Annotated in this window: 15 protein-coding genes; 2 read left to right on the top strand and 13 right to left on the bottom strand. The window is 63.0% G+C overall.

Annotation, left to right across the window (positions count from 1 at the left end; genetic code table 11):
* Positions 1 to 7: 7 nt before the first annotated feature.
* Positions 8 to 1,228, bottom strand: a complete 1,221-nt coding sequence (locus JI749_RS14765) for an iron-containing alcohol dehydrogenase (RefSeq protein WP_201655512.1) — start codon at positions 1,226 to 1,228, stop codon at positions 8 to 10.
* Positions 1,229 to 1,346: 118 nt separating this feature from the next.
* Here JI749_RS14765 and JI749_RS14760 point away from each other — a divergent pair, with 118 nt between their 5' ends.
* On the top strand, positions 1,347 to 2,033 hold the full coding sequence (locus JI749_RS14760) for a GntR family transcriptional regulator (RefSeq protein ID WP_201655509.1): 687 nt from the start codon (positions 1,347 to 1,349) through the stop codon (positions 2,031 to 2,033).
* Positions 2,034 to 2,097: 64 nt separating this feature from the next.
* Entirely contained in the window at positions 2,098 to 2,691 is a 594-nt protein-coding gene (locus JI749_RS14755; protein ID WP_201655506.1) for a DJ-1/PfpI family protein, read from the top strand.
* 103 nt (positions 2,692 to 2,794) lie between these two features.
* On the opposite strand, the gene JI749_RS14750 is transcribed toward JI749_RS14755, so the two are convergent.
* From JI749_RS14750 to JI749_RS14695, 12 genes are all read right to left on the bottom strand, one after another.
* Positions 2,795 to 3,865, bottom strand: coding sequence for an ABC transporter ATP-binding protein (locus JI749_RS14750; RefSeq protein WP_201655503.1), 1,071 nt, complete (start codon positions 3,863 to 3,865; stop codon positions 2,795 to 2,797).
* On the bottom strand, positions 3,865 to 4,968 hold the full coding sequence (locus JI749_RS14745; protein WP_201655500.1) for an ABC transporter ATP-binding protein: 1,104 nt from the start codon (positions 4,966 to 4,968) through the stop codon (positions 3,865 to 3,867). Before JI749_RS14745 ends, JI749_RS14750 begins: the two co-directional genes overlap by 1 nt.
* The gene (locus tag JI749_RS14740) at positions 4,961 to 5,212 is read right to left on the bottom strand and encodes a hypothetical protein (RefSeq protein WP_201655497.1); all 252 of its coding nucleotides are present in this window, start codon (positions 5,210 to 5,212) and stop codon (positions 4,961 to 4,963) included. Before JI749_RS14740 ends, JI749_RS14745 begins: the two co-directional genes overlap by 8 nt.
* Complete coding sequence (locus JI749_RS14735; RefSeq protein WP_201655494.1) at positions 5,209 to 6,168, bottom strand: carbohydrate ABC transporter permease; 960 nt, start codon at positions 6,166 to 6,168, stop codon at positions 5,209 to 5,211. Before JI749_RS14735 ends, JI749_RS14740 begins: the two co-directional genes overlap by 4 nt.
* Position 6,169: 1 nt before the next feature.
* Positions 6,170 to 7,072, bottom strand: coding sequence for a carbohydrate ABC transporter permease (locus tag JI749_RS14730; RefSeq protein ID WP_233280778.1), 903 nt, complete (start codon positions 7,070 to 7,072; stop codon positions 6,170 to 6,172).
* Positions 7,073 to 7,138: 66 nt separating this feature from the next.
* Positions 7,139 to 8,452, bottom strand: a complete 1,314-nt coding sequence (locus JI749_RS14725) for an ABC transporter substrate-binding protein (protein ID WP_201655490.1) — start codon at positions 8,450 to 8,452, stop codon at positions 7,139 to 7,141.
* Positions 8,453 to 8,675: 223 nt separating this feature from the next.
* Positions 8,676 to 9,416, bottom strand: a complete 741-nt coding sequence (locus tag JI749_RS14720) for a TetR/AcrR family transcriptional regulator (protein ID WP_407644887.1) — start codon at positions 9,414 to 9,416, stop codon at positions 8,676 to 8,678.
* Positions 9,417 to 9,518: 102 nt separating this feature from the next.
* Positions 9,519 to 10,721 (bottom strand): mandelate racemase/muconate lactonizing enzyme family protein, encoded by a 1,203-nt coding sequence (locus JI749_RS14715; protein WP_201655488.1) that lies wholly within the window; start codon positions 10,719 to 10,721, stop codon positions 9,519 to 9,521.
* 7 nt (positions 10,722 to 10,728) lie between these two features.
* A complete protein-coding gene (locus tag JI749_RS14710; protein ID WP_201655485.1) occupies positions 10,729 to 11,055 on the bottom strand; it encodes an NIPSNAP family protein in 327 nt (108 codons plus the stop codon).
* 4 nt (positions 11,056 to 11,059) lie between these two features.
* Entirely contained in the window at positions 11,060 to 12,424 is a 1,365-nt protein-coding gene (locus tag JI749_RS14705; protein WP_407644886.1) for a mandelate racemase/muconate lactonizing enzyme family protein, read from the bottom strand.
* Between the two features lie 44 nt (positions 12,425 to 12,468).
* The gene (locus tag JI749_RS14700) at positions 12,469 to 13,638 is read right to left on the bottom strand and encodes a mandelate racemase/muconate lactonizing enzyme family protein (protein WP_201655482.1); all 1,170 of its coding nucleotides are present in this window, start codon (positions 13,636 to 13,638) and stop codon (positions 12,469 to 12,471) included.
* A gap of 47 nt (positions 13,639 to 13,685) precedes the next feature.
* Complete coding sequence (locus tag JI749_RS14695) at positions 13,686 to 14,399, bottom strand: GntR family transcriptional regulator (RefSeq protein ID WP_201655479.1); 714 nt, start codon at positions 14,397 to 14,399, stop codon at positions 13,686 to 13,688.
* Between the last annotated feature and the right edge of the window lie 148 nt (positions 14,400 to 14,547).

Below are 14,547 nucleotides of genomic sequence, written 5' to 3'. Positions count from 1 at the left end.
AGTCCCGTCATGCCGCCGCGCCCGCCATGTCGCCATCGAAGGCAGCGCGCAGCAGTCTCTTCATGCCCGGCAGGTCGAAAGGCCGGGGGTTGTTCTTGATCAGGCGGTCGATGCCGAGCGCCTGCTCGGCCGTCCAATCCAGCTTGTCTTCGGCAAGGCCCAGCTTGGCCAGTGTCGGCGCTATGCCGATGGCGCCGAATATCCGGCTGACGATGTCGATGCCGCCCTGCGCCCGCTCCTGGACATCACCACCGGCAACGCCGAGTGCCGTCCCGATTTCGGCCATCTCCGCCACGCTGGCACGCTGGTTATAGGCCATGACATAGGGCAGCACGCATGCCACGCCCAGGCCGTGCGCCGTGTGGGTGAGTGCGCCGACGGGGTATTGGATGGCGTGCGCGGCCGCGGTTCCCGCTGATCCGAAGGCGCAACCAGCGGCCATGGCGGCAAGCATCACGTCCGCGCGGGCCTCCGCATTGCCGCCATCCTTGACGGCTGTTTCGAGGCTCCTACCCAGCAGCCGAATGGCCAACAGGGCATAGTGGTCGGTGAGCGCATTCTTGCCGATGAAAACGTGCCGCTGGGGCAGGGCCGCGTCGTCCGTTCGCCGCACGGCGGTGAACGCCTCGATGGCGTGGGTCAGCGCATCGGCGCCCGCCACCGCCGTGAGACCCGGCGGGCAGGTCAGCGTCAGTTCTGGGTCGCAGATGGCCGCGGTGGCGATCAGGTGTGGGCTCGAAATGCCGACCTTGAGCGTCCGCACCGGGTCGGAAATAACGGCAACCGGCGTGACCTCGGAGCCTGTTCCCGCCGTCGTCGGCACCGCGATGATGGGCAATACCGGGCCGGGCACTTTGAATTCGCCGTAATAGTCCGCCAGCGTCCCGCCATGGGTCAGCAGCAATGCGGCGCATTTGGCCATGTCCATACACGAGCCGCCGCCGATACCGATGACCATGTCTGGCGCAAATCCTTTTGCTGCCGCGACGCAGGTCCCCACTGTTTCGCTCGGCACGTCGGGTAGCACACCATCGTGAACGAGCACATCCACCCCGGCGCTGCGCAGGTCCGCCATCATTTCGGCAAAGCTGCTGGTGCCGGCGAAGCGCTCGTCCGTGCAGACCAGCGCCCGCTTGCCCGATTTGGCTGCGACAGCTCCAAGCGCCCGGCGCTGGCCATTTCCAAACAGAATTTCGCCCGGCAGCCGAAGCGCGCCAAACAGCCCCATCAGAAGTCCTCCCCGCCCACAGCCACCCATTCTGATATCAGATCGTATAGGATATAGTATTGTGGGCTCGCCACCATCATGCTAGATGACTGCCCATGTCAAGTGGCGAGCGGCGCGAATGAAGTCGACGGTGATCAACGAGATGCCAACCGGCCTGGCGCGGCCCAGCAGCCTGGCGGGTACGGTCTATGACGCCATCTTCGCGCAGCTGATGTCGCTGCAGATTCCGCCGGGCGCACGCATCACCGTCGATAATCTGGTTCGCGAACTCAACGTCTCGCATACCCCCATCCGCGAAGCGCTCGGACGGCTCGAGGGCGAGGGTCTCGTATTGAGGGCGCACCTGGTGGGCTACCGTGCCGCGCCCCAGGTCAGCCGCGACCGCTTTGACGAACTCTATGAACTGCGTCTGATGCTCGAGCCCGAAGCTGCGGCCAAGGCGGCCGCGCGCATGGATGAAGCCGGCCTGCACGCGCTCGACCAGTTGGCCGGTGTCATGGCCAAGACCAATGACGGCCCCGACGAGCGGCTGCGCTATTCCGATTTCGCCCGGCAGGACGCCGAATTCCACGACAAGATTCTCGATATCGCCGGCAACGGGCTGATGCGGGATGTGCTCCGGATGCAGCACACGCACTTTCACATCTTCCGACTGATGTACCACCGGCTGGTGACGGCCGAGGCGCTGGACGAGCACGAGGCATTGATGGACGCGATGCGTCGCGGCGACCCGCAGCTCGCCCGCCAGGCGATGCATGTCCACATCCAGAATTCCCGCACCCGGCTTCTGCCGGCTTTTGTCTGATCGACCCAGGGAGTTGGTCGCCAGGCGGGCAAACCGATATCTGAAAACAAGGAGGAGCAGATAAATGGCTGGCAAGAAGATACTGATGCTGACCGGTGAGTTCACCGAGGAATACGAAATCTTCGTCTTTCAGCAGGGGATGATGGCGGTCGGGCATACGGTGCACGTGGTGTGCCCGGACAAGAAGGCCGGCGATCGCATCAAGACCTCCCTGCACGACTTTGAGGGCGACCAGACCTATACCGAGAAGGTCGGTCACTATGCCGACATCAACAAGACGTTCTCCGAGGCCCTCGCCCAGCTCGACCAGTATGATGCGGTGTACTGCGCCGGTGGGCGCGGTCCGGAATATATCCGAACCGACAAGCGCATCCAGCAGATGGTCAAGCACTTCCACGATGCCGACAAGCCCATCTTCACCATCTGCCACGGCGTGCAGATCCTGATCGCGGTGGATGGCGTTGTGCGCGGCAAGCGCGTCGGTGCCCTGGCTGCCTGCGAGCCCGAAGTGACCCTGGCCGGCGGCACCTATGTCGACCTCAGCCCCACCGATTCCCTGATCGACGGCAAGATGGTGTCGGCCAAGGGCTGGACGGCTCTGGCCGCGTTCATGCGCGATTGCCTCAAGGTGCTGGGCACCGAAATCAAGCACGCCTGATCGAGGTCCGGAATGCAAAACGCCCCGACGTAAAGTCGGGGCGTTTTCTATTGGTGGGAGCCAGCGTCGGGAAGACCGCCGGCTCCCGTTGGCGCCAGCCTGGCTAGCCGGCGTGACGCAGGTTGATGCCGCTCTGGCCGTCGAACAGGACGACCTTGTCCGGGTTCCATGAGAACCGGACTTCCTCGTCCACCCTCAGGGTCGTCTGGCTGGGCACAGTCGCCTGCAGCAGGCTGTCGCCCGTGCGCAGCGTGATGATCTTCTCCACCCCGTGGTTCTCGATGTCATGCACCCGGGCCGATCCGGGTGCGCCGCCCTCGAGATAAAGATCTTCGGGGCGAATACCGAAGGTGAGCGGGCGACCCGCCAGCGGCTCGCGCCCGTCCAGCGGCAGGCGCTGGCCCGCCGCGGTCACCGCCGCTCCCTGCTCCAGTTTCCCATCCATCAGGTTCATCGGCGGCGAACCGACGGCCCGTGCCACGAACGTGTTGATGGGGTTGTTGTAGATTTCACGCGGCGTACCCTTCTGCACCAATTGCCCATTGTTGAGCACGCCGATCTTGTCGCCCATGGCCATGGCCTCAACCTGGTCATGCGTCACGAACAGGAACGTTGCGCCCAGGTTGACCTGCAAGTTCTTGAGCTCGGTCCGCAGCGCTTCGCGGAGCTTGGCGTCAAGCGCCGACAGCGGCTCGTCCATCAGGAACACCCGCGGCCGGCGCACGATGGCGCGGCCGATCGAGACGCGCTGCATCTCGCCGCCCGATAGCCGGTCGACCTTGCGATCCATCAGATGCTCGATGCGCAGCGTCTTGGCCACGCGATCGACCTGCGACTTGATTTCAGCCGGGCTCGATTTGCGGATGGGCGACTTCAGCGGGAATTCCAGGTTCTCCCGCACCGTGTAGCGCGGATAGAGCGAATATTGCTGCAGCACCAGGGCCACGTCGCGCTCGGCTGCGCCCCACTCGCCGACATCCTGCCCGTCGATGAAGATCTGGCCTGCACTCGGCTTTTCGAGGCCCGCGACCAGACGCAGCGTCGTGGTCTTGCCGGCTCCCGTCTGGCCCAGCAGCACGAAGAACTCGCCGTCGGCGATTTCGAGGTTCAGGTCCTTCAGCGCCACATGGTTGCCGAAGGACTTGGAGATCCCTTTGAGTTGAATATGCGCCATCAGAGCCTGATCCCCAAGGAAATGCCGGAGGTGGTGTCGAAGAAATGCGCCTGGGCCGGGTCGATCCGCGCCCAGACCTGGTCGCCTGGGCCAGCCACAAAGCCGCTCTTAGTGCGGGACCGAAGCACGATATCGCCGACCTTGAGGTCGACGATGTCATGCGAGCCGAGCGGCTCGATGATGCCCGATGTCACCGCGACATAGCCCTCGCGGGGCTCGTGCGAGAGCAGAACACCCTCAGGGCGTACGCCGAGCTTGAGCTTGCGCTGTTGCGCGCCGGCCTTGGTGAGTTCACCTGACAATGCGGCCGGAAAGGCGAAGTTTACGCCGCCCAGGCCGACGCTGACACCGTCCGCGCCTTCGCTGATCGCAGCGTCAGCGAGGTTCATTACCGGGCTGCCGACGAATTGCGCGACGAACATGTTGGCCGGATAGCGATAGACCTCGTCGGGCGTACCCACCTGCTGCAGCAATCCTTCATGCATCACCACGATGCGGTCGGCCAGCGACATGGCCTCGACCTGGTCATGCGTCACGTAGATGGAGGTGGAGCCGTTTTCGATGTGGAGGCGCTTGAGTTCGACGCGCATGGTCTCGCGCAGCTTGGCATCGAGCGAGCCGATCGGCTCATCGAGCAGGATCGCCTTGGGCCGGCGCACCAGCGAGCGGCCAATGGCAACGCGTTGCATGTCGCCGCCCGACAGTGCTGACGGCCGGCGCTTGAGCAGGCCGGTAATGCCGAGTGACGTGGCAACCGACTGTACGGTCCGGTCGATCTCCTCCCGACTCTGGCGCACGGCCCGCAGCGGAAACGCCATGTTCTCGTACACGGTCAGGTGCGGATAAAGCGCGTAGTTCTGGAACACGAAGGCCACGTCGCGTTCCGATGCGTGCACGTTCTGCACCGGCTTGCCATCGATCAGGATGTCTCCGGAATCGATGTCTTCGAGCCCGGCAATGGCCCGCAGCGTCGTGGTCTTGCCGCAGCCGGAGGGCCCCAGCAGAACCACGAATTCGCGGTCCTTCACCGTCAGGTTGATCTCGCGGATGACATGGACCGGACCGAAATGCTTGTCGATGTTGCTCAGTTGAATTTCAGTCATGTCCACCACCCGATGCCACTGTTTGCGAGATGGACACCGGGCCGGTGTCGTCTTCGTCCACCTTTGCTTCCGGTGCCGGTATATGCACCGAGATGTTGAAGCCGATCAGGCCGATCAGCATCACCAGCACGCTCCAGGCATGCAACTCGGCGCTCCATGGCTGGCACAGGAACAGGATGCCCAAGACCATCAGGGTGATGGCGCCAGGGCCGAAATATTTCTGGTTGAATTCTCGACTGATCATTTGCGAATGGCACCAAAGCTCATGCCGCGCAGCAGGTGGTTGCGGAGCAGAAAGGTGAAGATGGCGACCGGCAGCAGGAACAGCACGGTTCCGGCGGCAATCACGGTCCAGTCCTGCAGGCCCGTACCGACCTGGCTGGGAATGAACGGCGGTGCGGTCTGGGCCCGGCGGTTGGTGAGGATCAGCGCGAACGCGTACTCGTTCCAGGCGGTGATGAAGCAGAAGACTGCGGTGGCGGCGATGCCCGTGGCGGCTTCCGGCAGCACGATCTTGAAGAAGGCCTGCATGCGGGTATAGCCGTCCACCAGCGCCGCTTCCTCGTACTCCTTCGGAATCTCGTCGATGAAGCCCTTCATCAGCCAGACGGCGAACGAGACGTTGAACGCGGTGTAGAGGATGATGAGGCCGATATGGGTGTCGTTGAGCCCTACCGCCCGATACATCAGGAACATCGGGATGGCGACCACGATGGGCGGCAGCATGCGCGTCGATAGGATGAAGAAGAGCAGATCCGCCTCGCCCTTCACCCTGAACCGCGAGAAGCCATAGGCCGTGATTGTCCCCAGTGAAACCGCCAGCAGCGTGGAAGTGACGGCGATGATCAGCGAATTGACGAAGCGATCCGGATAGGCCGAGTAGACCACCTCGCCATTGCCATCGCGGGACAGCCGCTCGCCGCCATCCAGGATCAGCTTCTCCCACCATGGCGCGGCTTCATAGACCTCCGGTGCCACCGGCCCCGTCAGCTGTGCCCGCTTGGTGAAGAGCTTGACGAAGGGCGTGATGGTGGGTTGGAAGACCACCGTGGGCGGCACCGACGTGGCCAGCACGAGCGGCTTGAAGGCCGTCGAGGTGATCCAGTAGATCGGCGACAGGAAGATCAGGGTCACCACGATAACCGCGGCAATTGCCAGGCGATTGCCGAGCCGGCCCGCGCGCGTTGAAACGACAGCCATCTCAGCGCTCCTTCGCCTTGTTGAGGTATTTGACGTAGATGTTGGTGATGCACAGCACCATGATCAGGATGATGTAGGCGAGGGCCGAGGACGGACCCGTCTGCCACTGCTGGAACGCCATCTTGTAGAGCCGCGACGAAATCAGTTCGGCGGCCGGCTGGCCGGTCATCACGAAGGCGATGTCGAAGGTCTTGAAGGCCTCCATCGTGCGGAAGATAACCGCGATCAGCAGGATCGGCGCCACCAGCGGCAGTGTGATGCGGAAGAAGGTGTAGAGCTTGCCGGCGCGATCGATCGAGGCAGCTTCGTAGAGGTGCTTGGGCACTGCGGACAAGCCCGCCAGCGACAGCAGCATCACGAAAGGCGACCACATCCAGATATCGGTGATGGCGACGGCGTAGAGCGCCAGGTTCGCATCGGTCAGCCAGGCGGTGCGACCGAGGCCCAGTGCATGGTTGAGAATGCCCCAGGACGGGTCATAGATGAGCTTCCAGAACAGCCCCACCACCACAGGCGACAGCATCATCGGCAGCATCAGGAGCGTGGTGAGCAGGCCCTTGAAGGGCAGGGGACGGTTGAGCAGCAGCGCCAGGCCGAAGCCGACGATGAACTGCCCCGTCACGGAAACGATCACGTACCACAGCGTGGTCGAGAAGGTCCGCCAGATGACCGGGTCGGCCAGCACGTCGATATAGTTCTTGAGGCCGACGAAATTCACCGGCGCCTTGCTCGATGCACGGAAGTCGGTGAATGAAAACCCGAGCGAATAGAGCAGGGGAAACACGTTGAAGACGATGAGGAAAACCACCGTCGGAATGACGAAGACATTCCGGATGGTGATGTCGCTCCAGCCGCGCGACGCGGCGCGCGACGCCGGATCGAGCGTCGTAATGAGGTTGGTCAAGGCGTAGTCCCCCGGTTGGCAGAGCCGGAGAGGAAGCGAGCCTCCTCTCCGGACAGGTTTGGTGCCTTACTTTGCGTCGTAGCCCGCGGACTTGAGCGTATCGACCCAGGTCGCTGCCAGGTTGTCCAGCGTCGTCTTGGCGTCGCCTTCGCCGTTCACCACATAGGGATAGAAGGCGTCGGCGGCTTCGGTCAGCAGCTCGGCATATTCGGGCAGGGCCCAGAAGTCGCGAACCTTGAACATGGTCTGGAAGAAGGCCTCGTTGAACGGCGTGGCCTTGCGGAATTCCTCGGATTCGAGGATGGCCGCATTGGCGGTGTAGCCGCCAAGCTCAGCCCAGCGCTTCTGGGTATCTTCCTTGACGAACCATTCGAGGAATTTCATCGCCTCTTCCTGGTTCTGGCTGTACGAGATCAGCGAGATGCCCTGGCCGCCCAGAGCGGCAAAGTCATCACCGCGCGGTCCGGGCGGGTTGGCAAAGAAGCCCATATTGGCGGCATGCGGGTTGGTCGCCTCGTTGACCAGTGCCGGGAAGAACGCAAAGAAGTTCATGCCCATCGCCACCTGACCCTGCGCGATCGCCGTGTTGACTTCGGCGAAGAACGCATTGCCCCAGCCCGGAGGGCCGAAGGTAAACAGTTTGCGATAGTCGGTCAGCGCGTCGATCGATGCCTGCGAGTTCAGCAGGCCGGTGACTTCATAGGTATTGTAGTCGCCGAGCGAGCCGCCATAGGCGAAGATCGAGTTTTCGACGCCCATCACGATCGCGTCGCCGGCATTCTGCGAATAGATGGCCGCGCCGTAACGGTTTTCATCCGGACGGTGGAAGAACTCGGCGATGTCGATGAGCTGCTGGAAAGTGACCGGCACGGCCAGGTCATAGCCGTACTTTTCCTTGAACGCAGCCATCTCGGCCGGATCTTCGAACCAGTCCTTGCGGTAGGCCCAGCCCAGCGCGTCGCCTTCCAGCGGCACCGACCAGTACTGGCCCGAACCACCCGGATATTCCGAGTAATAGGCCATGGTGGCCGGAGCCATCGTCTTGGTCAGGTCATGCTCGTTGATGAAGTCGGTCAGGTTCACATAGTGGCCGCCCGTCGAGGCCGCACCCAGGAACTGGCTGTCGCCCACCACCAGGTCGTAGGCCGAACCCTGAGCGTTGAGCTCGGTGAACAGCTTGGTCTGGAAGTCCGGCCACGGCACGGTTTCCACGGTCACGGTGACGCCCGTTTCCGCCTGGTATTCGTTCACCAGTTCCTGCAGGTAGTTTGCCGGGTCCCATTCTGCCCAGAGGATCGTGAGCTCCTGGGCCTGGGCAGCCAGGCTGCTTATGGCCGCGAGACTCGCTCCGGCCAGTAGTCCAACCATAGTCTTGCGCATTGTATCATCTCCCTCACATGCACATTCTCGCCTGGTGAACCTGGGCGTATGACGCCGCGTCTCACCGGATGCCGATCGAGCGAAACCTCCTGCTCGCTCTTCGGATCGTCATCCCCCTCTGTGGCTCGCGGAACCGCGCCGATCTGCTCGGCAGGTCGCTCCCCATCATCTGCGCTTCTGGACCAGCCATCCGCACCAGCGGTGCGGCTGCCGACAGCGCAAATTACTTGCCTCCCTTTCGGTTGGCTGCTGCTGGCGCATCTTTCGTACGCTCGGCCGCGGTATTGTTCCTGGTCGGCGGGCCTTCGCCGGCTTCTGCCTCTGCAGCGTTGATCAGCGCCTTTGCAGCCCATTGGGCCACATTCTGCGCCTCGCTTGACCCGAGGCCCCAGATATCCTTGAGCACGTTCAGCACTTCGACGCCGTAGACCAGCGACAGCGCCTGGGCCACGCGCAGATGCGCACCGGGCGATAGGCGATTGGCCAGCGGCGCCGTGGCCTGCATCAGCAAGTCCACGCGGTGACCGCGGGTGAACAGCGGCTCGCTGCCCAGCGTACCGGCCCGGCGCTGCGCCCACTGTTCGAGCGACAGGCGCAGCGAGGCCTTGAATGTTGCCTCGAACTCCTCGATGCGAGGCATGGCGGTCGCCAGCAGGTCGGCCACCCGCGCCTCGACGCTGTCATGTCTGGGAGACCAGTCCAGTATCGGCCCGAGAGCCTCGTCGACCACAGCATGAACGAGGGCCGCGAGGCTGGGGAAATAGCGGTAGGCCGTTGCCCGCGACACGCCCGCCATTTCCGCAACGCCGGTCACCGAAGGCGTCATGCCCGACTGCATCAGCGCAACCGCCGCGTCGAGCATGAGTCGGCGGGTCCGCGCCTTTACGCCGCGTTCCGCACCGGAATTCCGCCTGGTTGGGTTCTGTTGTGAGACGACCATGCCAATATGATACATGCGTCTCATTCTTGCGCAATAGCTATCCTGCGCGCAGCGTGACGACCAAATGCAGCACCCCCGAGCCGTGAGGGTCGAGGGTGACTTGATGCGCAGCGATGGGGGTGGCGGTTACGGTTCGAAGAAGCCCGCATCCTCTTCCAGCAGGTACTTTCTCGCCCCTTCAGGATCGATGTCCAGCCCCAGCCCGGGGCCTGGCAGCAGGTCGACATGACTGTCGGTGACAATCCTGTCGGGCAGCCCGATCACGATGTCCTCCCACCACGGGTCCGAGGCGCTCGGATATTCGAAGGCAATGTAGTTGGCGGGCAGGGTGGCGCACACATTGATCAGCGCACCCAGGCCCAGCAGGCCATTGGCCGTGCCATGCGGCGCCATCATTATCGAGTGCATGTAGGCGTGTTCGGCCACCCATTTGAGCTCGGCCATGCCGCCGATATCGGCTGGATCAGGCCCGACGACGCGGACGGCCTGGGTTTCAATCAGTTCCTTGAAATTATGCCGCAGGTAGATCTGCTCGCCCGTATGAATCGGCGTCGAGGTCGAGGTCGTGAGTTCACGATAGGCCTGCGGGTTCACCCAGGGCACATAGTCGCCCGTCAGCATGTCCTCCAGCCACATTAGGTCATACTTCTCGACGGCGCGCGCAAAGCGGATGGCGTCATTGAGGAACCAGCCGGGCCCGCAATCGAGCGCCAGCGAAACCTTGTCGCCCAGCACCTCCTTCATCGCCGCCACGCAATCGAGCATGTGGTTGAAGCCGCGCTCGCTGATCTGCCCCTGGTCCATGGCGCCATGGTAGCCGGCATTGTTCTGCCGCACCCCATAGTGGAAGTCGTCGATCGTATCCTTCATGTTGGAATGGAAGCTGATGCCCTGCTTGACCATGAAGAATTTTTCGGGCCGCTCCATCATCCATTTGACGTCGGCGGCATAGTCCTCCGGCCGGTCACCGGTCCGCTTTTGCCGGATGGAGCCGTTATAGACCCGCACCTTGTCGCGCACCTTGCCGCCCAGCAGCTTGTAGGCCGGCACGTTGGCCGCCTTGCCGGCAATATCCCACAGAGCATGCTCGATCGCCGAAACCGCCGCGCCATAGGGTTTGAACGACCCCCGCTGGCGAATCTTGAGCATACAGCGCTCGACATCGGTCGGGTCCTCCCCGATCAGCGCCTCGCGGAAATGCAGCACCCATGGCTTGAGGTAGGTTTTGGTGAATTCCACCTCGCCCAGCCCATAGAGGCCCTCGTCCGTGACGATGCGCACGATCGGATGGCGGCCGATGACGGCACAGCGCAGGTCGGTGATCTTCATGGCGGGCTCACTTGACTGACGAGAAGGCGGTAGGCGCCAGGATCTGGCTGCTGACATTGGAGAGGATCGGCCCATCACGCTCGGAACTGTCCCGCGCACTGAGCCATGCCGGATCGGCGATGAAGGCCGACCATTTCCGCTCCCGCTCGGCCAGCGACTCCCAGGCCAGCAGATAGGTCAGGCGGTTGTTGCTCTCCCCGATGACCGTGGTGAAGAAACCCGCCTGCCGGATGCCATGCCGTTCCCAGATGCCCAGCGTATGCTCGCTGAACCGCTTGAGCAGCGCCGGCAGCTTGCCCGGCAGGCAGTCATAGATGCGCAGTTCGTAGATCATCCGCCTAGCTCCACGTCCGGTCCCATGAATACTCGTCGTCCCAGCGATCGGTCGGCTGCCAGATGCCGGTGACACCCTCCTGCAGATGCTGGCTGATGACCTCGTCCACCACGTCGTCGATCCCCAGTCCCGGCCGGTCCGGAACGTCGATGAAGCCGTCCTTGACCAGCGGCTTGGGCAGCCCGGTGACGATGTCGTCCCACCAGTCCACTTCGACGCTGTGATATTCGAGCGCCATGAAGTTCTCTGTAGCCACCGCGACATGCGCCGCGGCCATGGCTGCGATCGGACTCTCGGCCATGTGGATGGCCATGGCAACACCGCGGTCCTGCGCCATGTCGCCAATCTTCTTGGTTTCCAGAATTCCGCCCGAGGTCAGCAGGTCCGGATGGATCACCGCTACCCCGCCACTATCGAGCAGCGGCTGGAATCCTTCCTTGAGATAGATGTCTTCGCCCGTGCAGATCGGCACCGTCGTGGCGTCCTGCAACTGGCGGTACTGTTCGGTATATTGCCAGGGGATCACGTCCTCGAGCCAAGCGGGTACGTACTTCTCGATCCGCCGCGCCAGCCTGATGCCGTTCTGCAGCGAGATATGGCCCACATGGTCGATGGCCAGCGGCACTTCGTAGCCGATCACCTCGCGGACCTCGTGGATATATTGCTCGAGCAGGTCGATGCCCTTGTCGGTGAAATGCAGACCGCTGAACGGGTGCCGCACATTATGCGTGTCATAGACTGCATTGCGGGCGCGGCGATCCTCCATGGATTTGACGGGTCCGCGGCCGGGGTGGACGCGATAGCCTTCCAGCGAACCCGCCGGCGCCACCACCGCGCCGGGCACATCGGCGATCTGCATCAGGCCCAGGTCCATCTTGAGAAAGGTGAAACCCAGGTCCATGCGCGCCTTGAGCCGCTTGCCGGTCTCGGTGCCACTGGGCTTTTCGGCATCGGTGTCGCAATAGCAGCGCACCTTCTCGCGGAACCGCCCACCCAGCATCTGGTAGATGGGCACGCCATACGCCTTGCCGGCCAGGTCCCACAGCGCGATCTCGATGCCCGACACGCCGCCGCCCTGCCGACCGTGCCCGCCAAACTGCTTGATGCGCCGGAACAGCCTGTCGATGTCACAGGGATTTTCACCCAGCAGCCGGCTCTTGAGCATCAGTGCGTAGGTGGCGCTAGCGCCATCGCGCACCTCGCCCAGCCCGACAATGCCCTGATTGGTATAGATCTTGATCAGCGCCGAGGTGAAGGGCGCCCCCACGATCTCCGCCACGCGCAGGTCGGTAATGCGTAGATCGCTCGGATTCGAGCTGGTGCGGACATTGTTCTCGATGCGCTCTCCGGCGCTCATTTCACTCGTCATTGAAACGGCTTCTCCTCAAATGCCTATCGCGCTCGCCGGGGCGCTCAATCGAACGCCACCAGGTTTGCCGCCAGATAGTCCCGGTTCATTTCGATACCGAGCCCCGGCGTCTTGTTGAGCTTGAGCCTCCCGCCGGAATTGTCGAGCGGCTTATCGATCAGGTGGTCGTATTTGCTCAGGTTCCATTCAGAGGTTTCGAGCTTGTAGAAATTCGGCACGGTCATCATTACCTGCGCGCCGGCCACCACGTTGATCGGCCCGGCTGCGTCGTGCGGCGAAACCGGGATGTAGTAGGCTTCGCACAGTGCCGAGATTTTCTTGAGTTCGGTGATCCCGCCGGTCCACGTCACGTCGGGCATGATGTAGTCGGCCAGCCGGTTTTCGAGGATCGGCACGAAGTCCCATTTCGTATGGCCGCGCTCGCCCCAGGAGATGGGCACGTTGACCTTGTCGCGCACCTGCCGCAGGGCGTTGACGCTTTCGGGCGGGCAGGGCTCCTCGAACCAGTCGATGTCGCCGGCCTCCTCCAGTGAGTTGCAGAGGCGGATGGCCGTCGGCACGTCGAAGCGCCCATGCGCGTCGATCAGGATTTCGATATCCGGCCCCGCGGTCTCGCGGATCAGCGCCGTCAGCTCGGCCGCCTCGCGCTCGTCCTTTCGGGTCATGGAGCCCTCGAGATAACCCTCGGACTGCTCCCGCGCGATGCCGTTCTTGCCCTTCTGCCCCTGCTGGGCATAGGGGTCGAACTTGAGCGCGGTGTGTCCCGAGGCGACAATGTCACGGATCTCCTGGATCACGCCTTCCTTGCTGGTAAACTTGCGCTGGTCGGGATGCGTGTAGAGCTCGATGTCGTCGCGCACCGGGCCGCCCAGCAGTTCGTAGATCGGCCGGCCCAGCACCTTGCCCTTGATGTCCCAGAGGGCGATGTCGATCGCGCTCACGCATTCCACCGCGGCGCCGCGGCTGCCCATATAGGTGAAGTTGCGGAACACCTTGTGCCAGATGCGCTCGATCTGGGCAGGGTCGTCACCCTCTACGATCTTGCTGATCTGCCGCAGCATCACGCATAGCGCCCGATTGGCGACAAAGGTCGTGGTGGTGATCTCGCCCCAGCCGGAAACACCCCCGTCCGTCGTCACCTCCACGAACAGAAACTCGCCCCAATACGACGCCGAGGACTTGATCAGCCACGGCTTGACCCCCGTGATTTTCATCTGTGTTGCCTTTTCGGTGAGCTTGGTAAGGGTTGGTCCGCCGCGATCTACCCGGCCTTGGCGGCGTTGTAGGCCCGCATCTGCTCCAGGATATGCCGGCCCGAGGCCTCGACATGGCGGGCAACGCAGTCCGCGGCCTTGTCGGCTTCCCCCGCCTTGACCATCTCGATCAGCTCGCGATGCTCGCGGATGACCTGGCTGCGGCGCGCCAGCGTATAGGGAAAGCGTTGCGTCACGGCCCGCAGCACCTGCCGGTGCTTCCACCAGATTTCGGCAGCGTGCCGGTTGTAGTGCCGCTGGTAGACGACGGTATGAAACTGCACGTCGAGCCCGCTATGCAGCACCGGGTCGACGAAATTGTTCTCTTCGATCAACCTTTGGATACGCTCGAGTTCGGCAATGTCGGCTTCGGTGGCCATGCCCACGAACCAGCGCGTCAGGGCCGGCTCGATCAGCACGCTGATCTCATAGATATTCCTGACGAAGTCGTGGTCGATCGGGCGCACCCGCGCGCCGCGATTGGGGGAGAACACGACATAGCCTTCCCCGCGCAGCATCTGCAGCGCCTCGCGCACCGGGTTGGTCGATGTCCCCAGCCGCTCCGCGAGGTCCGCCACCACCAGGCGCTCATTAGGCTTGAGCTGGCCCGAAAGAATGTCTTCCCGAATGGTCTCGTAGAGCGAAACCGCTCTTTGGCTTGAGACATCGATCTCCTCGAAGCCCTCGGGCGGGGAAATCTTGAACTCGCTGGTACTGGCCAAACCGCGCTCCCAATCCGGCGTTTTCCGGTTGATAGCATACATGGCCGCCCGCAAACAATGTACGATCTTGACGTGTTGACACGCAATTCGCGATCTGAAAGCGTATGACACCAGCGGGGGTGTACATAAGAGCGCGAAGCCGGCCCGC

This window comes from Devosia oryziradicis, assembly GCF_016698645.1.
In the GTDB taxonomy this organism is placed as follows: Bacteria; Pseudomonadota; Alphaproteobacteria; order Rhizobiales; family Devosiaceae; genus Devosia; species Devosia oryziradicis.
This window is presented reverse-complemented; position numbering and strand designations above follow the sequence as displayed.